Genomic DNA, 25759 nt, shown 5'->3' on the forward strand with positions numbered 1-25759 from the left:
TTGCTTTATAGTTATGTAGCAACATCTCTACATATCATGGAGGTCGTGATGACAGTGACGAGAATCAGCAGTCGAGCTTTTAATCAGGAGGTATCCCGGGCCAAGAAAGCCGCCGAGGAAGGCCCGGTTTATATTACTGACCGTGGCAATCCTGCACATGTTTTACTGACATTTGAAGCGTATAAAAAACTCACGGGTTCAAACCGAAGCATCGTAGATTCACTCGCCATGCCGGACGGCGTAGATATCGATTTTGAGCCAGAACGTGCGACCATAATCAACAGGGATGTGGAGTTCTAATGCGCTATTTGCTGGATACCAATGTTATTTCAGAATTACGTAAGGCAGGGACGCCTAAAGCCAATCCTCAGGTGATTGCCTGGGCTAAAAGCATTGATGCTGAAGAGATGTTTATTTCAGCATTGACGCTGATGGAAATTGAAAAAGGTATCCTTAAGTTCGCCCGTAAAGACCCTCAGCAAGCCCATCATTTACAGCGCTGGTATCAAGAGCAGGTTCTGACAGAATTTGCCTGGCGTACACTCTCTATTGATAGCAGCGTGGCCCGCCTTTGCGCTCAGCTGCATATTCCTGATGAACGCCCACATACCGATGCGCTGATCGCGGCGACAGCGATTCATCACGAGCTGATTCTGGTCACGCGTAACGTACGGGATTTTGATACCACTGGCGTGATGTTGCTGAATCCATGGCAGGAACGGTAGGCTCGCCATTCATGGCGTCCTGCAAGCAGGTGCGCATGAATGCGCACCTTACGATGAACCTTACTTCAACAACGCCAGCACATCATCGGTGGTGCCGGTTTCGCCCAGGCGCGGGAAGATACGCTCGACGCTGTTTTTATGCGTTTCGGCATTCAGGCAGGTCATGGCGTCGGTTGCCAACGTGACGTTGTAACCCAGCTCATACGCCTGACGCGCCGTGGATTCCACGCCGATGCTGGTGGCGATGCCGCAAATCACCACTTGTGTGATGCCGCGCTGCTGCAGCTGCTCGTGCAGATCCGTGTTATGGAAAGCGCCCCAGGTTTTTTTGGTAATGATGATGTCACCGCGCTGCTGCGCCAGGTCCGGCACCAACGTCGCCCAATCGGCGGGCAGATCGCCAGCGTGTTTCGGCTGTTCGTTACGGCCAGGCGCGCCGCCCGCAACGTTGACCAGCACCACCGGGCGCTTTTGCCCGCGGAATGCATCGGCCAGACGCGCTGAGCGCTCAATCACGTCATGCGCCTCTAACGGTGCGACCGGCAGCGCAACAATGCCGTTTTGCAGGTCAATCACAATCAGCGCGGTGTTGTCGTCAAGGGTAGTTAAAGCCATGTTGAGTCCTCTCAGGATTATTGGTCGGCAAGTCGTTGCAGTAAGGGAAGCGCGGCCAGCAGCGTGTGCTGTTCCTGCGGGTTCAGTTGCGTTGCGATGCTGTTGAGCAGCCAGTCATCACGCTGTGCGCGGTTGGCAGCAATCAGTTTCAGACAGGCATCGGTGGGTTGATAGCGGGTTTTGCGGCCATCCAGCGGATCGGCTGCGCCCTGCACCATACCCAGCCTCTGCAGGCTCGCCACGGTGGCACCCATCGACTGCGTGCGCACCCCTTCCAGCGTAGCCAATTCTGTTACCGTCATCGCGCCATCGCGCACCAGATAGCCAAGTACCGACACCTGCGGCCAGGTAAGATCGCCCGGCGGCGCCGATTCACGCAGGCGACGCGCCAGTTTGCCATTGATGCTGCGCAGTAACGCCGCCGCGCTGTTGAGGTCGCTCATGGCACCTTCTCCTTACTGATGAGCCGCGAGTATATAAATACGAAGGCAAACTGTGTAGTTTACCTTCGTATCAATTTGTAATTGTGCCAGATTGTTAGGTGGTCGCCATGCATGGCGATCCTAGGCGCGCTGCAGATAATGAATCAAACTGTGGAAACGCAGCGGCGTGCTGAGGGGATTGCGGTAGCTGTGCGGCGTATCGGCGGCGAACTGGCTGGCTTCGCCCGAAAGCAAGCGGCGCCATGTGCCTTCCACGCCCAGCAACAATTCGCCTTCCAGCACCACAACCTGCTCAATCACCCCGCTTTCATGCGCCGAGGAATCGCTCTGCGCGCCACCCGCCAGTGTCACTTCCAGCAAATCAAAACGCAGTCTGGCATCGTACGGCAGCAGCGGCTTGACCTGCATCTGCGCGTTGGGCTGGCTGAAGGTCGCCACGCTGCCCGGCGGTTGATCGCTGCCCTGCACAAAGAAGGAAAACGGCACGTTAAAGCCGGTGGCGATTTTCCACAGCGTCGCCACCGTGGGGCTCGATTCGCCGCGCTCGATTTGGCCGAGCATCGCTTTGCTCACGCCGGTGCGATCCGCTGCCAGCGTCAGGCTCCAGCCGTTGGCCTGACGCAGCTGTTTCAGCGCCAGACTCAAATGTTGATGCAAATTTTCCATGTGTTCTCCCGAAAAGCTCGCGCGCAGTGTAGCACTTGTGCGCTATAACGCTCCATGCCACAATGTGCGTTATAACGCACAATCGGATGTGACCTGATGACCACCGCCACCACACGCAGTGCCTTCTCTTTTCCGATGCTGATTTCGGGTTTTATCGCCGTGCTGGTGGGCTACAGCAGCACGGCAGCGCTGATCTTCCAGGCGGCGCAGGCGGCGGGCGCTTCGCCGGCGCAGATTGGCGGCTGGCTGTCGATGCTCGGCGTAGGTATGGGGTTGGCCTCGCTCGGCTTATCGCTATGGACACGCATGCCGATCCTCGCAGCCTGGTCGACGCCTGGCGCGGCGCTGCTCGCCACCAGCGTGCAGGGTTTGACGCTGAATGAAGTGGTGGGCGTGTTTGTCGCCACCAACCTGTTAATTGTGTTGTGCGGCGTCACCGGTCTGTTCGCCCGCCTGATGAATCACATTCCGCAATCGCTGGCGGCCGCGATGTTGGCCGGGATTCTGCTGAAATTTGGCATCGGCACCTTTAGCGGTTTGCAGAGCAATTTCGCGCTGTGTGGCAGCATGTGTCTGGTGTGGTTGTTGAGCCGCCGCTGGCTGCCGCGCTACGCCATCATTCTGGCGTTGATCGCGGGCGTGCTGGTGGCGCTCGGCCAGCAATCGATCCACTTTCCGCCGCATGCGCTGGCGATCAGTCGGCCGGAATTCATCATGCCGCAGTTTAATCTGGCGGCGCTGATTGGCGTGGGTTTGCCCTATTTTCTCGTCACCATGGCGTCGCAAAATGCGCCCGGCATCGCCACCTTGCAGGCGCACGGCTATCAGCCGCCGGTATCTGCGCTCACCGGCTGGACCGGCTTTATCGCTTTAGTGCTGTCGCCGTTTGGCGGGTTTTCGGTGTGTATCGCTGCGATTACCGCTGCTATCTGTATGGGCGACGATGTCGATCCGAATCCGGCGCGCCGCTGGATGGCATCGGCATTGGCGGGCGTGTTCTATCTGCTGACCGGATTTACCGGCGGATTGATCGCCATCATGCTGAGCGCCTTGCCGCCGGTGTTAATTGCCACGCTGGCGGGTCTCGCGCTGCTGGCTACGCTGTCCGGCAGTTTGCAGCGCGCCTTAGCCGAACCGGATCAGCGCGACAGCGCCATCGTGGCGTTTCTGATCACCGCCAGCGGTATTTCGCTGCTCGGCATCGGCTCCGCCTTTTGGGGTTTGCTCGGCGGCATGCTGACCTATGTGATCCTTTCCCCGCGCAGCCGCGCTTAAAATTTCAGCAATCTTCTCCACACGGGGGAAAAACGCCCTGTTTTTCCCCCTTTATCAGCCGTTTGATTTCGCTGCATTTGGCTTAAGATCACTATCATCGCCAAAACACACACTGTTCTGCCTCAGACAACCACCGATAAGGGCCCAACGAGTGGCAAAAACTTTTCTGCGCAGCGGCAATCTGGACACGGTACTGGCACTGGGTGAAAACGGCCAGCCGGTCTGGACGTCCGCGCTGCAAATCCGTGAAACCCTGCGCCTGCGCCGCCAAACCACGCTGGCCAATTGCCTCGCGATCCCGCAGGTCAACGAGCGCGGTGACCGCCTCGATTGGTACGCCCCGTTTACTGGCAAAGTAAAATCCTGGCTGGGTGCCAGCGATCACGAGCGCCGTCAGGCGCTGGAACTGCTGACGCTAAACCAGCAGGATCTGCAGGCGCTGAGCCTGCGTGCACGCGATGCGGAGAATCCGGCGATGCGCTTGTTTGGTGCGTTGCTCAGTAAAACGTTGCAGTTCCCGGATCAGCAGTACGTTTATCTGGTGGATGGCAAACCGGTGATCACCTTCTGGGGCTTTGTTGATCCGCAGGCGCGTTCGCGTGATGACGCGCTGGCCTGCCTGCGCGATTCGCTGGAAGATGCGCTGCCGCCGCTGCTGCCAGAACCGCCAGCACCTGCTCCGCTGGTGGTTGCGCCGGTAATTGCGCCGCTGATCGAGGTGCCGCCTGCTGCTGCTCAACCGATGATTGAGCCGGAACCTGAAGCCGAAGAACCGGCGGTTGAAGTCATTGCTGAGGCCGCGCCTGAACCGCTACCCGAACCTGTCGCGCCGCCACGTCGCGCCTTTGCCGTGCGTCCGCTGATGCTGCTGTTGCCGGTTGCGGCGCTGGTGGCTGCAGGCGTCGCCTACTGGCTGCACAGCGCGCCGCAATCTGCTGCGATTAGCGTTGCGGATGTGCCGGTGCCGGTGAGTAAGCCGCCTGCCGTGATGGTTAAAGCGGAAAAACTCGCCGCCACACTGCCACAAACCGCCGCCACCGTCGTTGCCGCCGCGCCGGTTGCCACACCTGTCGCGCCGCCTGAGGTGGTGGCTGAACACACCGAACCGGCCAAAGCCGATGATTTGGTGATGACCACCGAAGATGCGCGCGTTGGATCGGTGAAATTTATTAACGGCACCTGGCGCGTCACGTTGCGTCAAACCAATCTGCCGACCGGCAAACCGCCAAGCCTGCGCTATCAAATCCGCAACGGCAAAGGCACCGCCACCATTACCCAGGGCGACAACATCCGCTGTAAAGCCGATGTCACCGCCGCGATGACCAGCGCCGGCAGCATGGAAGTGCGCAGCCGCTATACTGCGACCTGCAGCGATAAATCGCGTTACCGCATGCCGGAACTGGTGTGTAAAGCCGGTGATGGCATCGCCAGCTGTACTGCGCAATACGGCGCAGATCAGGTCTTCCCGTTGACGATTAAGCGTGAGAGTAAGTAAACATGTTGGCTCCCCTCATCGATGACAAACAGAAAATCACGCTGATTGAAGATAGCGGTGTGCAGTTTCTTGATTTTGGTTTGCGTTTACCTGCGTTGCAGGCACGTCGTCAGTTCGTGCGGCAAACCGCCAACGGCCCGCTGCTGCGTCTCAACGTCGACGGCAACAGCGGCAAGTTCCTGCTCTATCCGGAAGATGGCGGCGCGGCGGAAGTGGTGCGTCCGGAAACGGATATCGCGCTAGCCGATTCCCTGAAGCTGCTGGCTCATCAATGGCTGCCGCTGCCGGTGCTGCGCTGCACCAGCGGACGTCGTTTTATCGGCGGCCCGGACAACTGGGCACGTCTGCATCTGGCGCCGCTGGCGCAACCCGACGCGGCAGGCAACACCCATCGCATCACCCTCGCCTTTGATACGCGCATTGTGTCTGAGCAGGATGGCGGCGAGCAGCACGGTTTAAGCAAAGCCGATGCGCAGAACGGCGTCAGTTTCGCCCTCGCCTGGCACAACTACGAGCTGGGTGAATTCCTCGACCATACATGGGTTGATGGCTGGCTGCGTGAAACCTTTAGTCAGCAGGTGCATGCGCTGGAATCACGCCGTGAGCAGGAGCTGAACCAGGCGCTGCGTGAATTCGAATATCAGGCGCACTATCTCAACCTGCTGGAACTGCTGGGCGAGCAGCTCGATCTGGCGGAAATCTATATTCAGGCAACTTCGCTGCAAACCCCGGCGGTCAACGTCGATATCATTCTCGACGTCGGCAACTCGCATACCTGCGGCATTCTGGTGGAAGATCACGCCGAAGAGAGCAGCGGCCTGCGTCAAACCTACGAGCTGCAGCTGCGCGATCTCTCCGAGCCGCATCAGGTTTACAACGAGCTGTTCGACAGCCGTCTGGAGTTTGCTGAAACCCGTTTCGGCAAGGCCAACTTCTCGCTGGAGAGCGGCCGGGAAAACGCTTTTATGTGGCCGTCGCTGACGCGCGTAGGCCGGGAAGCCAGCCGTCTGGCGTTGCTGCGTGCCGGCACCGAAGGCAGCACCGGGTTATCCAGCCCGCGCCGCTACTTGTGGGATGAAGCGCGCTATCAGCCAGGCTGGCGCTTCAACGCCAACGGCAGCAGCGATGAGCCACAGGCGACTGCGCTGCCGTTCACTTTACTGATCAATGACGAAGGCCAGCCGCTGCACGCGCTGGCGGAAGACGATCGTCTGCCGGTGTTCTCCGCCAGCTACAGCCGCAGTTCGCTGATGACCTTTATGCTGTGCGAACTGCTGGCGCAGGCGATGATGCAGATGAACAGCGTGGCGCAGCGCCAGCGCATGCCGCAAAGCCAGGCGCCGCGCCAGCTGCGTCATGTGATCCTGACGCTACCGTCAGCGATGCCGAAGCCGGAGCGTGAGATTTTCCGTCGCCGCATGCAGGAAGCCATCGCGCTGGTATGGAAAGCCGAGGGCTGGCATCCGGCCGAAGAGGAATTTAACGCCGCCAGCCAGGCAAACAGCCTGCGTCCGGTACCGGATGTGCAGATGGAGTGGGACGAAGCCACCTGTGGTCAAATGGTGTGGCTATTCAACGAAACCCAGGTCAACTTTGCCGGCCGCGCAGAAGATTTCTTCAGCAGCATGGCGCGCCCGGATCGTCCGCGTGAAGTTGACGAGCTGCCGGGTAAAAGCCTACGCATCGCTTCGATTGATATCGGCGGCGGCACCACCGATTTAGCCATTACCCAATATCGCCTCGATGACGGCCAGGGCAACAATGTCAAAATCACCCCGCGCTTGCTGTTCCGCGAAGGCTTCAAAGTCGCCGGTGACGATATTCTGCTGGACGTGATTCAGCTGTGGATTCTGCCAGCGTTGCAGCAGAGCTTGCAGAAAGCTGGTTTGCAGCTGGCCGAACCGTTGATGAACAAGCTGTTTGGTCACGACAGCCGTATGGACGGACAAGCCACGCTGCGTCAGCAAGTGACGCTACAGCTGTTTATTCCGCTGGCGCAGGCGGTGCTGGAGCAGTATGAAAATTGGGATCCGCTCGACAGCCATAGCGAGATCAACGCGCTGTTCGGCGAGCTGGTGCCGCAAAAACCGGCCAGCAGCGTGCTGGCGTTTGTGAATGGCGAAATTCAGCGCACGCTCGGCGGCGACAGCCGATTCGATCTGCTCGAAGTGCCGCTGGTGGTCAGCATGGCGCAGTTGCACGGCGAGTTCCTGCAACACCGTATGGCGATCATTCCGGCGCTGCGCGCGATGTGTGAAGTGGTGTCGCTGTATCAGTGCGATGTGCTGCTGCTCACCGGTCGTCCGTCACGCTTTCCTGGCATTCAGGCGCTGGTGCGCCATCTGCAACCGCTGCCGGGCAGCCGTATTTTGTCGCTGGAAGGCTATCACACCAGCGACTGGTATCCGTTCAACAAGCAAGGCCGCATTGATAACCCGAAATCCACCGCCGCAGTCGGCGCGATGCTGTGCCTGCTGGCGCTCGATCTGCGCCTCAGCAGCTTCTGGTTCCGCGCCGGTGATTTCGAACCTTACTCCACCATTCGCTATCTTGGCGTGCTGGATGAGACCTCGGCGCTCAGCGACGATAATCTGTGTTACAGCGAGATCGATCTCGACAGCAACAGTTTCGCGCTGGATCGCAAAAGCAGCTTCCGCATTCGCGGCAACGTCTGCCTCGGCTTCCGCCAGCTGGAGAACGATCGCTGGCCGGCCTCGCCGCTGTATAGCCTGAGCATTGTTGACCCGGCGCTGGCGCGTCAGGTTGCTGGCGAAAGCGTACTGCGCATTAAGCTGGCGGTGCAGCCCGGGCCGGATAATCTCGGCCCTGAACGCTTAGTGTTAAGCGATGCACGCATGGATGACGGCACGCGCGTGCCGCTGGAGCAGCTGAGTCTGAAACTGAATACTCTCTCCGCCACCGGCAACGCGAATGCGCAATATTGGATCGACAGCGGGAGCGTCTGCAAACGATGAGAACTGCCAAAAAAGCCTCGCCGGTTACGCCCGCGAAACGTCTTAGCCTGATGCAGGAAACGCTGGATGGCGCGCTGAACTGGGTGGAAACCCATCAGGCGCACGCACCGCGTCTGGCAATGGAAGCTGAAACTCTGACGCTGCAGCTGCGCCGCGCGCGCGTGGAGAGCCATGCATTGGCGCGCCAGCTGGCGCGTCCGGTGACGCTGGCGCTGTTTGGCCAGTCGCAGGCGGGCAAAGCCTGGCTGCTGAGTGAGATGGTCGGTGATGCCCAGGGCCAGTTAATCGCGCGCCTTGGCGATAAAACCCTGAATTATTTCCAGAACATCAATCCCGGCAATCTCGATTTCGCCATCGCCACCCGCTTCAGCCACCAGCGTGAAACGCAATCCAACGCCTGGCCGCTGGAGATGACGCTGCTAAGCGAAGTGGAACTGATTCGTTTGATGCTGGCCTGTGCCAACACCGAGCTGCAGCCGGACACGGCGCAGATCGATGCCGCGTTGCAGCGTTTGCAGCGCCATCGTCAGGATGAAGCGCAGCCTGGCCTCGACAGTGATGCGCTGATCACGCTGTGGGCGTGGAGCCGTCGTCACCATCGTCATGCCGAGATTCTCGATCGTCACTTCTGGCCGCAGGCGGTAGCGCTGGCGCCGTGGCTCAACGTGGACGACCGCGTGCAGCTGTTTGCCCTGCTGTGGCCGGGACAAAACGCGCTGAACGAAAGCCTGCGCAGCCTGATGCATTTGCGCCACCAGCTGCGCCATGCACCGCGCGTGTTAGCGCCGCTCAGCGTGCTGGTGGACGATGCCGCGCTGCCAGCAGAAAAACTGATTGGCAATGATGCCGACTGGCAGGAGATGATCGAAGTGTGTCCGATCGTCGCCAATCGCGTGGGGAAAGCGCAGCATGTACCGCTGGGATTGCTGTCGCTGCTGACGATGGAGATCACCTTGCCGCTCAGCTCCACGCCGCGTCAGGCGCTGTACGATGATGCAGATATGCTGGAGCTACCTGCACCGGGCACGCCAGCCGATCGCGCGCAACAGGATGAACTGGCCCAGCTGCGCAAACGCGATCCGCTGCGCGCCACACTGCTGGAACAGAAACGCGCACTGCTGCCGGGCCTGTACGCCGCGCGTCAGGGCATTGATCTCATGCTGATCTGTACCGCTGCCAGCCAGCGTCACGACACCGATGTCGCCGCCAGCGCGCTGCGCGAGTGGCACATACACCAAACCATCGCTGCCAGCGGTGAGAAGCCGCGTCTGATTTGGGCGATCACGCCGCATGACGCGCGCTATCAGCAGCAGCAGATTAATGTTGACGAAGCGGTACAACGCCAGATTGGTCAGCCGGGACAGAGTTGGGGTTCGATGCTGGCGCTGGATCGCGCGGGCGTCGATCGCATGGGCAGTTGGTTGCAGGATGAGATGCAGCCGGAAGCGCGCCGTGAGCGTTTAGCGTTGCAGCTCAGCGCGCTACAGCACAAGCTGGTGGAACGTTTGCAGCCGTGGACCGAATCCAGCGCCACGCCAGAACAGGCAGCTCGCAAGCAGGCGATTTCCGATACGCTGCTGAAATGCTTGCAACATCGCACCGGTTTGCACGGCGAACTATTGGAGCGTTTGCAGCCGTCGCGTGAAGCGGTGCGTCAGCTGTGGCTGAGCCAGAGCAGCAGCCATCACATTCAACACAGCGCCAAAACGGCGGCTGCTGAGCAGAGCTATTTCGGCATCGGCTTCGAGTTTGATCTGTTTAAAGATGAGCCGGTAGCTGCCGCTGAGCCGCGTAGTTCGGGCGGTCAGCGCGATCAGCAGTTCCCGCAGCAGGTGTTTGCGCTGTGGCTGGAGCATTTGCGTCAGTTGCCGGAGAGCCGCAGCCTGCTGGCGCTGCTCAACGTTGATAAGCCGACGCTGGAGATGCTGGTGGAAGAGTTAATAACCGCCAGTTTCCGTCTCAAGGTGCTGAGCAAACTGCAAAGCGCGCTTAACGAGCCGGATGCGCAGGCCAGCGCCCATGAAGCGCGTACCGATCGTCAGGTTTCACGCGCCATGACGGTGCTGGGGGATTTTGTGGCGTGGCTGGGCTTTTTACAGCGCCCGGAGAGCGAACGTCCTGAAAGCCGCGTCAATCGCGGTCAGACCATTTTTGCCCGTCCGCCTGCGCCGAGCGTCAGCTTCTCGCCGGGACAACGTTTGACGCGCTTGTCTGCCGCGCCCGCCAATCATACCGCTTACTACATTTATGACTGGCTGGTGGGGTTGAATTCGGTGATCGTTGAGAACAATGGCTACACCGGCGGCGGCGATTTGCCCGCGAATGCCCGCCAGATGCTGGCAATTTTGCTGTTACCGCTGCACGCGTAATTTATTCTCCACGCACCAGGCGCAGCTCGCCTTCTAACTGCTGCTGCGCCTCTTCCAGTAACGCCAGCACTGGCGCGAATTCGGCACTCTCGCTGGCGTCATCGGCATGCGCTAAATAGAAGGTGGCCGGCAGCGCCATGCCGCCGGTCAGCCAATCCCATAGCGCATCAAGATTGTTACCGAAATCCACTGGGCAGGCACTCTGCTGCACCAGCGCGCGGTAAAACGCCTGGCGATCTGACAAGCTTGCAAAGTCAAAATGGAGCGTCAACATGGTTAAGGCACCTGTTTGAAGCTGCGATAGTGATCGGTGGTGAGGAAAATCAATCCATCATTTGAGTAAAGCAGACGATCGGCATCGCGGTGGCCGCAATCGTAATTCACGTCAGCTTCATACCATTGCCTGCCCGCCTGCATCGGCAGCCTTCTTTCGCGGTTGCTAAAGCGATCGCCACCAATCGCGCGGCCCGGCAACACTTCACACAAGTTGCCCTTGCTGGGATTCCAGCCCTGACGACGCGCTTCATTTTTGGTGAGATAGAGATCGGGTAATGTGTGATGCTGCTGCAGCCAACGCGCCACGGTGTTAGCATCGGTGAGCTGCGAAATATCGGGGTGGCTAGCTGACCATTTATCGGACAAACGCGGTTTTAGCCCGAGCCACAACGCGGCCAGGAGCAGAATTAAGGCAATCCAGAGTTTTTTTGACATGGTGGCATCCTGAAAAACAGGACGACGATAATAACAGATTTAGGGCAGGGAAAAACGCGGGCCAGCAGAGCTGGCCCTGGCGGGGTTTACTGCATCGCGCTGGCGGATGGCGCGGCGTGACGACGCCATGCTCCCGGCGCTACGCCATACTGGCGTTTAAAGCTGCGGTTAAACGACTGCTGCGAGTCGAAACCGAGTGAAATCGCCACGTTAAGAATAGGTTCATTGCTGGTGGTCAAGCGATCCGCTGACTTCTTCAGCTTCTTCTCACGAATGTATTCGCCCAGAGGCAAACCCGTGTGCTCTTTGAACATACGCTGCAGGTGCCATTTCGAATAACCGGCGCGCCCCGCTACGGTATCCAGATCCAGACGCGTTTCAATATTGTTGTCAATCCAGTCAATCAAATCGTGAATAAATGCGGTGGTCATCATCTCGTTTTCTCCGGTCGCCGTTGCGAACAGTATCAGTATCAGTTGCAATTACACTTTAAGGTTGAACGACTATGCCAGTTAATGCAAGTTTTATTATTGCATTAAATGCCGCACTGCGCGTAGGGGCTTTGATCCTTCTGCAACGTAATGATCAAAACCGCACATAAAGTGTATCAGATATTCTTGCAGATGCAGTTTGAGCAAGCCTACACTCGTGGCGTTTTAATGCAATCATAAAAGTTGCAGATTTTTCGTACGTCTCCTTTCATTTTCACCAAAGCGGAATAACAACAATGCATCTGCAAACGTACAGGGTTCAATGGGCGGTAAGCCTGTCAGGAGTGATGTTGCTGGGAAGCCTGCTGGCCGGTTGCGATCGCGGTGTGGCGCAAAACGCCCCGCCGCCGCCGCCCGAAGTAAGTGTCGCGCAGGTGGTAGAGCAGAAAGTCAGCCAATGGGATAGCTTCAATGGCCGTTTCGAAGCGGTGCAGAGCGTGCAGCTGCGGCCGCGCGTTTCGGGCTATATCGATCAGGTTAATTATCGCGAAGGCGATGAGGTGAAAAAAGGTCAGGTGCTGTTCACCATTGACGATCGCACCTACCGCGCCACGCTCGAGCAGGCGCAGGCCGAACTCGCCAACGCGCGCAGCCAGGCTACGCTGGCCCGCAGTGAATCGGCGCGTACCGATAAACTGATCGGCACCAATGTCGTGTCACGGGAAGAGTGGGAACAGCGTCGCTCGGCGGCTAATCAGGCGCAGGCCAGCGTGCTGTCAGCACAGGCGGCGGTGGATATGGCGCAGCTGAATCTTGATTTCACCCGCGTTACCGCGCCGATTGAAGGTCGCGCCAGCCGCGCGATGATCACCACCGGCAACTTAGTGACCGCCGGTGACAGCGCCAGCGTGCTGACCACGTTGGTATCGCAGGATCGTATGTACGTCTACTTCGACGTCGATGAAGCCACCTATCTGCATTATCAGGCGATGGCGCGTAAAGGCGAAAATCGCGGGTCGCTGCCGGTAGAAGTAGCGCTGACCGGCGAAGAGGGTTTTCCGCATCGCGGCACCGTGGATTTCCTCGATAACCAGCTGACCGCCAGCACCGGCACCATCCGCATGCGCGCCTCGCTGGATAATCAGCAGCGTCAGTTCACGCCGGGCCTGTTTGCGCGCGTGCGCTTGCCGGGCCGCGCCGACTTCACCGCCCTGTTGATTGATGATAAAGCCGTGCTTACCGATCAGGATCGTAAGTACGTTTACGTGGTCGATGCGCAAGGTAAAGCCCAGCGCCGCGATATTCAGGCCGGCGAGTTAGCCGATGGTCTGCGTATTGTGCAGCAAGGCCTGAAGCCCGGCGACAAGGTGATCGTTAACGGCTTGCAGAAAGTCTTTATGCCTGGCATGCCGGTGAACGCCCAACCGGTGGCGATGCGCTCCGCTCAATAACCTTCGAGACTGCCTTTTATGGATTTCTCCCGCTTTTTTATCGACCGACCGATTTTCGCCGCGGTGCTGTCGATTTTGATCTTTACCACCGGACTGATCGCCATTCCGCTGCTGCCGATCAGTGAATATCCCAACGTGGTGCCACCGAGCGTGCAGGTGCGCGCGGAATATCCCGGTGCCAACCCCAAAGTGATTGCAGATTCTGTGGCGACGCCACTGGAAGAAGCCATCAACGGGGTAGAAAACATGATGTACATGAAATCCGTGGCGGGTTCCGATGGCGTGCTGGTCACCACCGTGACCTTCCGTCCGGGCACCGATCCGGATCAGGCGCAGGTTCAGGTGCAGAACCGCGTGGCGCAGGCTGAAGCGCGTCTGCCGGAAGAGGTGCGCCAACTCGGCCTCACCACGCAGAAGATGTCGCCGACGCTGACGCTGGTGGTGCACATGTTCTCGCCGCACGGCAAGTACGATTCCCTCTATCTGCGTAACTACGCCACCCTGAAGGTGAAGGATGAACTGGCGCGCCTGCCAGGCGTCGGTCAGATTCAGATCTTCGGTGCCGGTGAATACGCGATGCGCGTCTGGCTCGATCCCAATAAGGTGGCGGCACGTGGCTTGACCGCCTCCGATGTGGTCAGCGCGATGCAGGAGCAGAACGTGCAGGTTTCTGCCGGCCAGCTTGGCGCGGAGCCGCTGAAGAAACAGAGCGATTTTCTGCTGTCGATCAACACCCAAGGTCGTCTTGAGAGCGAAGAGCAGTTCGGCAATATCATCCTGAAAACCGCCGACGACGGCACGCTGGTGCGACTGCGTGACGTGGCGCGCATCGAGATGGGTTCTGGCAGCTACGCGCTGCGTTCGCAGCTCAACAACAAAGATGCGGTCGGCATCGGTATCTTCCAGGCGCCGGGCGCCAACGCCATCGATCTGTCAAATGCGGTGCGCGACAAAATGGCCGAACTGGCCACCCGTTTCCCGGACGATGTGCAGTGGGCCGCGCCGTACGACCCAACGGTGTTCGTGCGTGACTCGATCCGTGCCGTGGTGCAAACGCTGTTCGAAGCGATTGTGCTGGTGGTGCTGGTGGTGATTCTGTTCCTGCAAACCTGGCGCGCCTCGATTATCCCGCTGCTGGCGGTGCCGGTTTCGGTGGTCGGTACCTTCAGCATCCTTTATCTGCTCGGCTTCTCGCTCAATACCTTAAGTTTGTTTGGGCTGGTGTTGGCAATCGGTATCGTGGTGGATGACGCCATTGTCGTGGTGGAAAACGTCGAACGTAATATCGAGCAAGGCTTGTCGCCGACGGCGGCTGCGCATCAGGCGATGCGGGAAGTATCCGGGCCGATTATCGCCATCGCGCTGGTGCTGTGTGCGGTGTTCGTGCCGATGGCGTTCCTGTCCGGCGTGACCGGTCAATTCTATAAGCAGTTTGCGGTGACGATTGCCATTTCAACGGTGATCTCCGCCATCAACTCGCTGACACTGTCACCGGCGCTGGCGGCGCTGCTGCTGAAGCCACATGATGCCGCAAAGGATATGCCGACGCGCATTATCGATCGCCTGCTCGGCTGGCTGTTCCGTCCGTTCAACCGCTTCTTCCAGCGCAGTTCGGATGGCTATGAATCGCTGGTGGGTAAAACCTTGCGTCGTCGTGGCGCGGTGTTCGGCGTCTACGTGCTGCTGCTGGCCGGTGCGGGCTTTATGTTCCATACCGTGCCGGGCGGCTTTATTCCGACGCAGGACAAGCTCTACCTGATTGGCGGCGTGAAGATGCCGGAAGGTTCGTCGCTGGCGCGTACCGATGAAGTGATTCGCAAGATGAGCGAGATCGGCATGAACACTGAAGGCGTGGCTTATTCGGTCGCCTTCCCCGGTTTGAACGCGTTGCAGTTCACCAACACGCCGAATACCGGCACGGTGTTCTTCGGTTTGAAGCCGTTCAGTGAACGTACGCGCACCGCCGCGGAAATTAATGCTGAGATCAACGCTAAGATCTCGAAAATCCAGCAAGGTTTTGGCTTCTCGATTATGCCACCGCCGATTTTAGGTCTGGGACAAGGTTCGGGTTATTCGCTGTATGTGCAGGATCGCGCGGGGCTCGGTTACGGTGCGCTGCAAACCGCCATCAACACCATGACCGGTGCGGTGTTGCAGACGCCGGGCATGATGTTCCCGATTTCATCCTACCAGGCCAACGTGCCGCAGCTGGATGTGCAGGTGGATCGGGATAAAGCCAAAGCGCAAGGCGTGTCGCTGACCGAACTGTTCAGCACGCTGCAAACCTATCTCGGATCGTCGTATGTCAACGATTTCAATAAGTTTGGTCGCACCTGGCGCGTGATGGCGCAGGCGGACGGCGATTTCCGCGATAGCGTGCAGGATATCGGTAACCTGCGTACCCGCAACGATCGCGGCGAAATGGTGCCGATTGGCAGCATGGTGAATATCACCACTACATACGGCCCGGATCCGGTGATTCGCTATAACGGCTATCCGGCGGCTGACCTGATTGGTGATGCCGATCCGCGCGTGCTCTCTTCGGCGCAGGCGATGCAGAAGCTGGAGGAGATGTCGACGCAGGTGCTGCCTAACGGCATGAACATTGAATGGACCGACCTGAGCTATCAGCAATCAACGCAGGGCAATACCGCGCTGATCGTCTTCCCGGTCGCGGTTTTACTCGCATTCCTGGTGCTGGCGGCGCTGTATGAAAGCTGGACGCTACCGCTAGCGGTGATCCTGATTGTGCCGGTAACCATGCTCTCGGCGCTGGTCGGCGTGTGGCTGACCGGTGGCGATAACAACGTGTTTGTGCAGGTTGGGCTGGTAGTGCTGATGGGACTGGCGTGTAAGAACGCGATTCTTATCGTCGAGTTTGCGCGCGAGCTGGAGATGCAAGGCAAGAGCATTGTCGATGCAGCGCTGGAAGCCTGTCGTCTGCGTCTGCGTCCGATCGTTATGACCTCGATTGCCTTTATCGCCGGTACTATTCCGCTGATTCTTGGTGAAGGTGCAGGCGCAGAAGTGCGCGGCGTAACCGGGATTACCGTGTTCTCCGGCATGTTGGGCGTGACGCTGTTTGGCCTGTTGCTGACGCCGGTGTTCTATGTGACGCTGCGTAAGCTGGTGACGCGCAAGCAACCACAGGCGGAAGTGCAAACTATGTAAGGGTTTTAGGTGAAATGAACAATCCGGGCCGATGTGCCCGGATTTTTTTTGCGTGCAGATTGAGGCAATAAAAAAGGGCGTCATGAATGACGCCCTTACGGATGAGAGTGGTTTTAGCGGCCTTTTTTACACAGGTCGGCGAGTTCGAGATCGGGCAACTCTTCGCAGTTGCTGGTGTCGTTATGCTTCAGTTCGGCCAGCGCGTCCGCTACGGTGCGGGTTTCCAGCACTTTAAGCGACGCTTCTTCAGCCTCTTCAGCAATCGATTTGAAATACCAACACAGGTTGGCACTGACCAGACAACGCGGTGCCACGTCGGGACGTGACGCCCAGAGTTTTTTATCTTCAATCACAGAAGTATAAATGTCGCGCAGTGTGATTTCGGCGGCCGGGCGCCCCAGATGAATGGAACCGGTGCGGCCAAGCGTTGAGACGATGATGCCGTCACGCGTGAGCGGAACCATAAGTTTCCGAATGAAACTGGGGTTCGCTTCAAGACCATACGCCAATATGGCACTGGTCGAGCGTTTGCCCAGTTGCTCCGCCATCGCTACGCTCAAAACCATCTGCAAAGCTGTCGGGAAGCGGTAATCAAGCATTTCAATATCCTGAGTTGCGGTTATCTTGTTGTTTTTATGCCGCGACAGTGAGTAATCAATGAGCAATAAATATAACAAACACTGTTGCTTTTTAGAAGTCAACGCCCGTGATCCAGGCACGTATTCCCCATTTAATCGGGCAGAAGCGCACAGGCTGCTTAGTTTATCACTCCCCTTTCCGACTGTGGGCTGGCCTGCGGCAATTTTTGCTGCAAAAGCGCGACCAACAGCACGTTAATCAACGCCAGAACGCATAACAACCACAGCGTGGCGCTGGCACCGAGGTGCTGGAACACATAGCCACCAACCAGCGGCGTCAAGGCCTGGCCAATTAAGGCGGGACGCGCCATGCGCCCCACCACAATCGCGTAGGCCTCTGGTTTGACCATCACCAGCGGTAAAGTTCCCCGCACAATGGCACGCAAACCATTTCCGGCACCGTACAGCACCATGCTGAGCACCGCAAACTGCGGATAACACGCCAGCAGCAACAAGCCGAGCGCCACCAATCCCACCGAGAAAAAGGTGGTCCAGATCGGGTGACCGCGCTTAAAGGCGATGTCTACGATGCGCGATGCCACCTGACACGGACCGAGAATCGCACTGATGGCCAGCGCCGACGCCAGCGTGTGACCGCTGGCCTGCAGCAAGGTGATCAGCTGCACCGAAATCGCCGTCATGATCACCGATGCGAGCGTGAAAATGCTGCACAGCAGCCAAAACAGTGTCGGTGCCAGTTCGTTGCCCTGCGCGGTCGGTTTTGCTTTGGCGGCGGCGATTTTCGCTTCTGGCGCGGGTAGCGCGTAGAGATAGGCGGGCAACACTGAAACACATAACAATCCGGCGATGGCAAAACAGGCGTTACGCCAATCCAGCCAGTGAATCAGCAGCGCGGTGCCCGGCCACACGATAGTGGTACAGAAGCCAGAAATCAGCGTAATGCCGGTTATCGCGCCGCGTGCCTGGCCGCCATAGAGCGTGCCGAGCGTGGCAAACAGCGCATCGTACAGGCCCATCGCCATACCTACGCCGATAATCAGCCAGGCAAACAGAAACAGCGGCAGATTGTGGCTCAATCCCATGATCACCAGACCGATCGCCATCACCGCCCCGCTCGCCGCCAGCAATGCGCGGCCATAGGAGCGGGAAATCAGTCGCCCACTCAGCGGCGCCAGCAAACCGGAAATCAGCATGCCGAGCGATAGCGCGCCATACACCCATTGCTGCGACCAGCCGGTTTCCGCCACGATCGGATTGGCCATCACCGCCATCAAATAGAAGGATCCGCCCCACGACAGGATTTGTACTACGCCAAGCGTAACTATGGCGGCGGCAGGTGGCTTTGGCTGAGGCTTCACAACATTATTCCGTTAGCAGGCAAAGCATTGTTATAACACGTTCATCCAGCTTGAAAAATCCCACGTTTCCCTGCTTAACAAAATCCCTGCGCAATGCTGGCAGACCGGCACCCAAGCCAGTACACTGAAAGCATGTTGTAACTATGGAGGCGTTTTATGGCTCGTTATGATTTGGTTGCCGATCTGCACGAATGCGTTAATGCGCTGGAGGCGGGATTGGGCGCGTTACGTCAACACATTGAGCAGCAACCGCTGTTGATTGCGCGCGTGTTTAGTCTGCCGGAAATCGAGAAAGGCCGCGAACATGATGAAATTGAACGCATCGCGGTGACGCAGCATCTTGGTAAAACGGCACGCGACATGGCGCTAATGCATTACTGCCGCCTGTTTATGCAGCATCAATCGGAAAAGCTCAGCACCAAAGCCGCCGTGCGCTTGCCGGGCGCGATTTGCATTGAAGCCGACGGCGATGTGCATGCGCAGATTACGCAGCAGGTTGCCGAGATTAATACTTTGAAGCAGCGGCTGGAACAGCTGATCACCGTGGAGTCGGGCTTGCCGAGCGAGGCGCGCTTTGAGTTCGTCCACCAGCATCTGCGCGGGTTAATTACGCTTAACGCCTACCGCAGCGTCACGCTGCTCAACGCGCCGGACAGTTTGCGCTTTGGCTGGGCGAATAAAAACATCATCAAAAACGTCACGCGTGATGCGGTGGTAGAACAGCTGGAGCGCAGCCTGAAGGCCAATCGTGCGCAGGCACCGTGGACGCGGGAACAGTGGGCGGAGAAAGTGCAGCAAGAGCTGGAAGCAATCCTCGCGTTGCCAGCCGGTGCGAAGCTGAAAATCAAGCGTCCGGTGAAGGTGCAGCCGATTGCCCGCGTATGGCGCGCCAGCGAGAAGAAACAGGTGCAGCTTGCCTGCCCTTCTCCGCTGCTGGTGCTGTGCCGCGATCGCACGCAGGTGCCGATTCTGGGAGAACTGCTGAACTACGATGCCGATAACGTTGCCTGGCGTCATAAACCGCTGGCCGAGCCGCTGCATCTGATCATTCCGCGCCTGCATTTGTGGAGCGATCGGCTGGCGTAAAATTTATTTTTAAATCGCTGCATCCAATTCGCAGGCTGCCCTCGTATATCAGAGTGTGAGCAACTTCTTCGCTCCCTACTACGAGGATTTATGATGAAAAAGCTAATGAGCATTGCAGTCGTATCCAGCACTTTACTGTTCACCGCAGGTGCATTTGCCGCCATGAATGATGACTCCGTGATGGTCGGCGGCGCAGCGATGTATCCGCAAAAGAACATCGTTGAAAACGCGCTGAACTCCAAAGATCACACCACGCTGGTTGCTGCTGTTAAAGCGGCGGGTTTGGTGGAAACCCTCGAAGGTAAAGGTCCGTTTACTGTCTTCGCGCCAACCAATGCGGCCTTCGCCAAGTTGCCTGCGGGCACCGTTGATAGCCTGGTCAAACCGGAGAACAAAGCGAAGTTGACCAGCATCCTGACTTATCATGTGGTGGCCGGTAAATACGACATGAAAGCGCTGGAGAAAAAAATTAAGCAAGGTGGCGGACATGCCGAGCTGAAAACCGTCAACGGCCAACCGTTGTGGATTATGAATAATGGCCCGCACAATATTCAGCTGAAAGATGGTCAAGGCAATGTGGCGAATATCAGCACTTATGACGTCAATCAGAAAAATGGTGTGATTGATGTGATTGATACCGTCTTGATGCCTAAGTAATTGCCTATACTCGGATTGGGCATTTTAGCCAACCGGGAAGATGATGGATAACAGGCTTGCAGAACGGTTAGACAACTTATTGCCGGCGATCGCAAAAGGCGATCGCCGCGCGTTTGAGCAACTGTATCGACTTACGTCGCCGCACCTGTTCGCCCTCGCCCTGCGCATGCTGCGTCAGCAAGGTTGGGCGGAAGAGGTGCTGCACGATTGCTACCTCACCATCTGGAACCGCGCCGCCTCTTACGATGCTGCCCTGAGCGCGCCGATGACGTGGATGACGCACATTGTGCGCAATCGCTGCATTGACGGGTTACGCAGCGGACAGGCGCGCCTGATGCTGGAGGCAGAAGAGTTTAGCGACCTGCTACCAATCACCAGCGAAGACGAACAGAATAACTGGCACGATCCGGCACAAGCCGATCGCCTGCGACACTGCATTGGCCATCTGAGCAGCGAACAGCAGCAAAGCATCACGCTCGCCTATTATCAGGGGATGTCCCACAGTGATATTGCCGCCTGGCTGCAACAGCCGGTTGGCTCGGTAAAAAGCTGGATTCGCCGCGCGCTGGAGCATCTGCGGGAGTGTGTGGGCCTATGAACGATAAATTACAACGCGATGAGGCCTTATCAGCCGAGTATGCGCTGGGCACCTTGAGTGGGCTGGCGCGTTTGCGCTTTGCACGCAGGTTGCGAAACGAGCCCGCGCTCGCGGCTAATGTTGCGCGCTGGCAAGCCCTGCTGGCGGGCCTGGATAATCAGCTTGCGCCCGTCACGCCACCGGAAAAGGTGTGGAAAAAGATTACATTGAGTTTGCCCGAGCAACGCGTCATTCAACCCAAACGCCATTATGCGGGCTGGCTGGCGGCTGCCAGTGTCGCGGCGTTCGCCCTGCTCGCCTCACTGTTCCTGCAGCAGCCGACGTTAACGCCGTTGACGGTACTGAACGACGCCCAGCATCAACAGCAATGGGTGGTCAGCGCGGACAGCAAACTGGCGCAGCTGAGCCTGACGCCGTTACATCCTGTGACCATCGCCGATAACAACAGTTTGCAGCTGTGGCTGATTCCGCCAGGCAAAGCGCCGATTTCATTGGGTTTGTTGGATAATCAGAAGGCAACGGATGTTGCGTTAAATAGCACGATTTCCCGCTCAGGCATCATTGCCATCAGCCTTGAACCGCGCGGCGGCTCGCCAACCGGGCAACCAACCGGTCCGGTGTTGTATAGCGGGCAGCTGTAAATCACCGCGCATTGCGTAGCGGCGCGATTTATCGCGCAATCAATTGCGCCGCTACGAGGGTGCTACGTCTGCCAGTTTTTAACAGCGGTTTACTGCTTCATGCTGCCAACCATTTCTTCCGGACGCACCCACTCATCGAACTGCTCTTCGGTCAGATAGCCCAGCTTCAGCGCTGAGCCTTTCAGCGTCAGGCCTTCTTTATGGGCTTTCTTGGCAATTTCCGCCGCTTTGTCGTAGCCGATATGGGTATTCAGTGCGGTCACCAGCATCAGCGATTCGTTCAGCAGCTGATCGATGCGCTCGCGTACCGGTTCAATGCCGATCGCGCAGTGGTGATTGAAGCTGTCCATGCCGTCGGCCAGCAGACGCACCGATTGCAGGAAGTTGTGGATCACCATCGGACGGAATACGTTGAGCTCAAAGTTGCCGGACGCGCCGCCAATGTTCACCGCCACGTCGTTGCCCATCACCTGACAACACAGCATGGTTAGCGCTTCGCACTGCGTGGGGTTCACTTTGCCTGGCATGATCGAGCTGCCTGGCTCATTTTCCGGGATGGCCAGTTCGCCAATGCCGCAACGCGGGCCAGAGGCCAGCCAGCGCACGTCGTTGGCAATTTTCATCAGCGAAGCCGCCAGGCCTTTCAGCGCACCGTGCGCGTGCACCAGCGCATCGCAGGTCGCCAGCGCCTCGAACTTGTTCGGCGCGGTGACAAACGGCTGTTTGGTCAAATCGGCCAGCGCTTTAGCGACGCGAACCGCGTATTCCGGATGGGTATTCAGGCCGGTCCCGACCGCGGTGCCGCCCAGCGCCAGCTCCGCTACGTGCGGAATACTGTTCTCAATGTGTTTGAGATTGTGCTCAAGCATCGCTACCCAGCCGGAGATCTCCTGACCGAGCGTCAGCGGTGTCGCATCCTGCAAGTGGGTACGACCAATCTTGACGATATCTTTGAAGGCGTCGGATTTTTCACTCAGCGTCTTTTTCAACACGTGAATCTGCGGAATCAGCTGCTCCCGCACGGCGATGACCGCGGCCACGTGCATGGCGGTGGGGAACACATCGTTGGAGCTTTGGCTTTTATTCACGTCGTCATTTGGGTGCACCAGACGCGACATGCCACGCTCGCCGCCAAGAATTTCACTGGCGCGGTTGGCCAGCACTTCATTCATGTTCATGTTGGTCTGGGTGCCGGAGCCGGTCTGCCAAATTGCCAGCGGAAACTCCTCGCTGTGCTTATCGGCCAGCACCTCGTCGGCGGCCTTAAGAATCGCCTGAGCGCGGTCGGCCGGAAGCAAGCCGAGATCCTGGTTCACCTGCGCCGCCGCGCGCTTGGTCAGCGCCAGCGCATGCACCAATGCCACGGGCATTTTCTCGGTTGAGATTTTGAAATGTTCCAGCGAACGCTGGGTTTGTGCGCCCCACAACTTATCTGCCGGTACTTCGATCGGTCCCATTGAGTCTTTTTCAATGCGATTGGCTGCCATGACTACGTCTCCTTAGCTCAGATTTTGAGGTTTCCGCTCTAAACGCCTTCCCGCGACGCCGTTGAGCGAGCAAGATTGTCACATACAAGAATTTAACATTATGCGAGCCTATCGCCTTTATTGCACTTGTTCGTGTATTTTCTATGGCACTTTCTGCTTTAATAAGCCTATTTACTTACGGTTATTAAGGGTAAACGATGCAAAAATTGAACAATTCGCTGCAAAATTACGCCTGGGGCAGCAAAACTGCGCTGACCGAACTCTATGGCATCGAAAATCCACAAGGTTTGCCGATGGCAGAACTGTGGATGGGCGCGCACCCGAAAAGCCCGTCTACCGTTGAGGTCAACGGCGAAGTGCGTTCGCTGCGTGAGATAATTGATGCCGACAAAGTCGCCATGCTCGGCAAAGCGGTGGCTGAACGTTTCGGCGAGCTGCCGTTCCTGTTTAAAGTGCTGTGCGCCGATCAGCCGCTGTCGATTCAGGTACATCCCAGCAAAGCCGCTGCCGAACAGGGTTTTGCGCGTGAAAATGCCGCGGGCATTCCGCTGAGCGCTGCCGAACGTAACTATAAAGATGCTAATCACAAGCCCGAGCTGGTGTATGCGCTGACACCCTTCCAGGCGATGAACGGTTTTCGTGAGCTGCATGAGATTGTCTCGCTGCTCGAACCGGTGGCCGGTGCCCATCCGCAAATCGCCCATTTCCTCGAAAACGCTAACGAAGCCAATCTGGCCAAACTGTTCGCCACGCTGCTGTCGCTGCAAGACGAGGCCAAATCGCGCGCCATCGGCGTACTGAAATCGGCGATTAACGCGCGTGAAGGCGAGCCGTGGCAGACCATCAAATCTATCGCCATCGATTATCCGGATGACAGCGGTCTGTTTTCGCCGCTGCTGCTCAATGTCATTACCCTGCAGCCAGGCGAAGCGATGTTCCTGTTTGCCGAAACGCCGCACGCCTATCTGAAAGGCGTGGCGCTGGAAGTGATGGCGAACTCCGATAACGTGTTGCGCGCCGGTCTGACGCCGAAGTTCATCGATATCCCGGAACTGCTGGCTAACCTGAAGTTTCAGGCAAAACCGGCCGCGACGCTGCTAACGCAGCCGCAGCGCGACGGCGAAACCCTGAACTTCCCGATTCCGGTAGAGGACTTTGCCTTTGCCATTCATGGGCTTTCCGCTGCGCCGCAAACGCTGGCACAAAACAGCGCGGCTCTGCTGTTCTGCATTGAAGGTCAGGCGATAATTGAGAAGTCCGGGCAACAGCTGGTGCTGAAGCCGGGTGAATCCTGCTTTGTGGCCGCCAATGAGTCGCCGGTCAACGCGGCAGGCACCGGACGTCTGGCGCGCGTGTTTAATACGCTCAACTGAGATCCGGCTGACGCTGTCAGCATTAACTGCTATTCTTTTAAACTATTAATTTAAAACGCCTGCGGGCGTTTTTCTTCACCCGTCGCGCACCGATCAGAGGCGTGCGGACGCAAGGATAAGGACGACACAGCGATGAAAAAGACCCAGGTTGCCGTAGGTGTGATTGTGGCGCTCGGCGTGATTTGGACTGGTGCTGCATGGTTTACCGGTAAACAACTGGAAAGCCATATGGATGAGATGTTGCAGAACGCCAACGCGCAGCTGAATGCTTACGCGCCGAACAGCCGTTTGACGCTGAGCTATCAGGATTATCAGCGCGGCGTGTTCAGCAGCAAAACCAAATTGGTGGTACAGGCCAGCTCGCAAACCAATGACAATCCGCTGTTGAAGCCTGGTCAAAGCATCGTGCTGAACGAGACGATCGATCACGGTCCGTTCCCGTTCGCCCAGTTGAAGAGCGGCAGCCTGATCCCAAGTATGGCGTCTGTGCATACCGAACTGGAAAACACCGATGCGGTGAAGAAACTGTTTGAACTGACCAATGGCAAATCGCTGGTCAACGCTGATACCCGCGTCGGCTACAGCGGTGCGACCAATACCGATCTCAACCTGCTGGCGGTGGATTACAACAATCCGCAGACCGGCGATCGTCTGGCCACCAATGGCGGCACGCTCAACATCAGCGCCGACAGCAAAGGTGACAAAGTCAGCCTCGACGGCGACTTCTCCAGCATCGCGGTCACCAGCAAAAATCAGGTTGAACTGCCGGTGCTGTTTACGCTGAATGGCCTGAAGCTGAGCGGCGATACTCACCTCAGCCCGGAAGGCGTGCGCGTCGGCGATCAGTCGATCTCTCTGGATAAACTGGATGCCAGCATTAACGGCCAGGAAGGTTTGTCGCTGGAGAAGCTGAAAACCACCTCATCCTTCGACAATAAAGAAGGCAAGATTGGTGGGCAGTTAGATGTCGATGTTGACAAAATTACCCTGCAGAAGCAGCCGTTTGGTGAAGCTAAGCTGGCGATGAAGTTTGCGCAGTTTGATGCGCAGGCGGTGAAAGCCTTCTCCGATACTTACAACGCGCAGATGCAGGATCTGCTTAACCAGCCGGGCGTGGCGGAAGATCCGATTCGCTATCAGGCCAGCGTGCAAACCATTCTGCGTAATAACCTGCCAACGCTGTTGAAAGGCTCGCCAACGCTGAGCATCGCGCCGCTGAGCTGGAAAAATGATAAAGGTGAAAGCACCTTTAACCTGAACGTGGGCTTTAACGATCCGGCCACCGTGAGCGGCGAGGCGCAGAGTTTGGGTGCCGCAGTGGATCGCGTGCTGAAAACCCTCGACGGCAAGCTGGCGATCAATATGCCAATGGCGACCGAGACCATGCGTCATGTCGGTTTAGCGGAAGGTTATCAGGGCGACGATGCGCAGAAACTGGCGGATCAGCAGGTGAAAGGTTTAGCGGCAATGGGCCAGATGTTCCGCCTGACCCAGCAGCAGGATGACAACATCGTCACCAGCCTGCAATACGGTAACGGCCAGGTCACCATGAATGGCGACAAGATGACGCTGGAGCAGTTTCTGTCACGCTATATGCTGGGCGCACCAACCAGCGAAGGTATGCCAGAGTAAT

At 57.8% G+C, this 25759-nt stretch carries 23 protein-coding genes; 14 read left to right on the forward strand and 9 right to left on the reverse strand.

The genetic code is table 11. From position 1 onward, the window contains the following. Positions 1 to 48: 48 nt before the first annotated feature. The gene (locus PZBJ_RS23230) at positions 49 to 300 is read left to right on the forward strand and encodes a type II toxin-antitoxin system prevent-host-death family antitoxin (protein ID WP_101764487.1); all 252 of its coding nucleotides are present in this window, start codon (positions 49 to 51) and stop codon (positions 298 to 300) included. Beyond that, entirely contained in the window at positions 300 to 725 is a 426-nt protein-coding gene (locus PZBJ_RS23235) for a type II toxin-antitoxin system VapC family toxin (RefSeq protein WP_101764488.1), read from the forward strand. The genes PZBJ_RS23230 and PZBJ_RS23235 overlap by 1 nt, the downstream gene beginning before the upstream one ends. Positions 726 to 785: 60 nt before the next feature. Here the strand turns inward: PZBJ_RS23235 and PZBJ_RS23240 are convergent, their stop codons facing one another. The 3 genes from PZBJ_RS23240 to PZBJ_RS23250 form a co-directional block, all read right to left on the reverse strand. Further along, positions 786 to 1340: an isochorismatase family protein gene (locus tag PZBJ_RS23240; RefSeq protein WP_101764489.1), complete on the reverse strand. Its 555-nt coding sequence runs from the start codon at positions 1338 to 1340 to the stop codon at positions 786 to 788. 17 nt (positions 1341 to 1357) lie between these two features. Then, positions 1358 to 1783 carry a MarR family winged helix-turn-helix transcriptional regulator gene (locus PZBJ_RS23245; RefSeq protein WP_101764490.1) on the reverse strand — a complete coding sequence of 142 codons (426 nt, stop codon included), beginning with the start codon at positions 1781 to 1783 and terminating at the stop codon, positions 1358 to 1360. A gap of 120 nt (positions 1784 to 1903) precedes the next feature. After that, positions 1904 to 2449: a helix-turn-helix domain-containing protein gene (locus PZBJ_RS23250; RefSeq protein ID WP_101764491.1), complete on the reverse strand. Its 546-nt coding sequence runs from the start codon at positions 2447 to 2449 to the stop codon at positions 1904 to 1906. 96 nt (positions 2450 to 2545) lie between these two features. On the opposite strand from PZBJ_RS23250, the gene PZBJ_RS23255 reads away from it, so the two are divergent. From PZBJ_RS23255 to PZBJ_RS23270, 4 genes are all read left to right on the forward strand, one after another. Then, on the forward strand, positions 2546 to 3724 hold the full coding sequence (locus PZBJ_RS23255) for a benzoate/H(+) symporter BenE family transporter (protein ID WP_101764492.1): 1179 nt from the start codon (positions 2546 to 2548) through the stop codon (positions 3722 to 3724). 151 nt (positions 3725 to 3875) lie between these two features. Continuing rightward, on the forward strand, positions 3876 to 5219 hold the full coding sequence (locus PZBJ_RS23260; RefSeq protein ID WP_101764493.1) for an SrfA family protein: 1344 nt from the start codon (positions 3876 to 3878) through the stop codon (positions 5217 to 5219). Positions 5220 to 5221: 2 nt separating this feature from the next. After that, a complete protein-coding gene (locus tag PZBJ_RS23265) occupies positions 5222 to 8194 on the forward strand; it encodes a virulence factor SrfB (protein WP_101764494.1) in 2973 nt (990 codons plus the stop codon). Further along, complete coding sequence (locus PZBJ_RS23270; RefSeq protein ID WP_101764495.1) at positions 8191 to 10563, forward strand: virulence factor SrfC family protein; 2373 nt, start codon at positions 8191 to 8193, stop codon at positions 10561 to 10563. Before PZBJ_RS23265 ends, PZBJ_RS23270 begins: the two co-directional genes overlap by 4 nt. A 1-nt stretch (position 10564) precedes the next feature. Here the strand turns inward: PZBJ_RS23270 and PZBJ_RS23275 are convergent, their stop codons facing one another. From PZBJ_RS23275 to PZBJ_RS23285, 3 genes are all read right to left on the reverse strand, one after another. After that, positions 10565 to 10837: a barstar family protein gene (locus PZBJ_RS23275; protein WP_101764496.1), complete on the reverse strand. Its 273-nt coding sequence runs from the start codon at positions 10835 to 10837 to the stop codon at positions 10565 to 10567. Positions 10838 to 10839: 2 nt separating this feature from the next. After that, positions 10840 to 11274, reverse strand: a complete 435-nt coding sequence (locus PZBJ_RS23280; RefSeq protein ID WP_101764497.1) for a ribonuclease domain-containing protein — start codon at positions 11272 to 11274, stop codon at positions 10840 to 10842. 86 nt (positions 11275 to 11360) lie between these two features. After that, positions 11361 to 11708, reverse strand: a complete 348-nt coding sequence (locus tag PZBJ_RS23285; protein ID WP_008110158.1) for a helix-turn-helix domain-containing protein — start codon at positions 11706 to 11708, stop codon at positions 11361 to 11363. Positions 11709 to 12001: 293 nt separating this feature from the next. Here PZBJ_RS23285 and PZBJ_RS23290 point away from each other — a divergent pair, with 293 nt between their 5' ends. Beyond that, a complete protein-coding gene (locus PZBJ_RS23290) occupies positions 12002 to 13156 on the forward strand; it encodes an efflux RND transporter periplasmic adaptor subunit (protein WP_101764498.1) in 1155 nt (384 codons plus the stop codon). A gap of 18 nt (positions 13157 to 13174) precedes the next feature. Beyond that, positions 13175 to 16327, forward strand: coding sequence for a multidrug efflux RND transporter permease subunit OqxB (oqxB, locus tag PZBJ_RS23295; RefSeq protein WP_101764499.1), 3153 nt, complete (start codon positions 13175 to 13177; stop codon positions 16325 to 16327). A 113-nt stretch (positions 16328 to 16440) separates the two neighbouring features. Here the strand turns inward: oqxB and PZBJ_RS23300 are convergent, their stop codons facing one another. Both PZBJ_RS23300 and PZBJ_RS23305 read right to left on the reverse strand, forming a co-directional pair. Further along, positions 16441 to 16926, reverse strand: a complete 486-nt coding sequence (locus tag PZBJ_RS23300) for an RrF2 family transcriptional regulator (protein WP_008110154.1) — start codon at positions 16924 to 16926, stop codon at positions 16441 to 16443. 158 nt (positions 16927 to 17084) lie between these two features. Next, a complete protein-coding gene (locus tag PZBJ_RS23305; protein WP_101764500.1) occupies positions 17085 to 18284 on the reverse strand; it encodes an MFS transporter in 1200 nt (399 codons plus the stop codon). Positions 18285 to 18440: 156 nt separating this feature from the next. Between PZBJ_RS23305 and tus the strand changes: the two genes are divergently transcribed. From tus to PZBJ_RS23325, 4 genes are all read left to right on the forward strand, one after another. Beyond that, on the forward strand, positions 18441 to 19370 hold the full coding sequence (gene tus / locus PZBJ_RS23310) for a DNA replication terminus site-binding protein (protein ID WP_101764501.1): 930 nt from the start codon (positions 18441 to 18443) through the stop codon (positions 19368 to 19370). A gap of 93 nt (positions 19371 to 19463) precedes the next feature. Continuing rightward, positions 19464 to 20027 carry a fasciclin domain-containing protein gene (locus tag PZBJ_RS23315; protein WP_101764502.1) on the forward strand — a complete coding sequence of 188 codons (564 nt, stop codon included), beginning with the start codon at positions 19464 to 19466 and terminating at the stop codon, positions 20025 to 20027. 43 nt (positions 20028 to 20070) lie between these two features. Then, positions 20071 to 20625, forward strand: coding sequence for a sigma-70 family RNA polymerase sigma factor (locus PZBJ_RS23320; RefSeq protein ID WP_101764503.1), 555 nt, complete (start codon positions 20071 to 20073; stop codon positions 20623 to 20625). Continuing rightward, a complete protein-coding gene (locus tag PZBJ_RS23325) occupies positions 20622 to 21266 on the forward strand; it encodes an anti-sigma factor (protein ID WP_101764504.1) in 645 nt (214 codons plus the stop codon). Before PZBJ_RS23320 ends, PZBJ_RS23325 begins: the two co-directional genes overlap by 4 nt. A gap of 89 nt (positions 21267 to 21355) precedes the next feature. Here the strand turns inward: PZBJ_RS23325 and fumC are convergent, their stop codons facing one another. Beyond that, the gene (fumC, locus tag PZBJ_RS23330) at positions 21356 to 22753 is read right to left on the reverse strand and encodes a class II fumarate hydratase (RefSeq protein WP_101764505.1); all 1398 of its coding nucleotides are present in this window, start codon (positions 22751 to 22753) and stop codon (positions 21356 to 21358) included. Between the two features lie 197 nt (positions 22754 to 22950). On the opposite strand from fumC, the gene manA reads away from it, so the two are divergent. Both manA and PZBJ_RS23340 read left to right on the forward strand, forming a co-directional pair. Next, positions 22951 to 24126 carry a mannose-6-phosphate isomerase gene (gene manA, locus PZBJ_RS23335; RefSeq protein ID WP_101764506.1) on the forward strand — a complete coding sequence of 392 codons (1176 nt, stop codon included), beginning with the start codon at positions 22951 to 22953 and terminating at the stop codon, positions 24124 to 24126. A 132-nt stretch (positions 24127 to 24258) separates the two neighbouring features. After that, positions 24259 to 25758, forward strand: a complete 1500-nt coding sequence (locus tag PZBJ_RS23340; RefSeq protein ID WP_101764507.1) for a YdgA family protein — start codon at positions 24259 to 24261, stop codon at positions 25756 to 25758. The last annotated feature ends 1 nt before the right edge of the window (position 25759 follow it).

Source organism: Pantoea endophytica, assembly GCF_002858935.1.
GTDB classification, from domain to species: domain Bacteria; phylum Pseudomonadota; class Gammaproteobacteria; order Enterobacterales; family Enterobacteriaceae; genus Pantoea; species Pantoea leporis.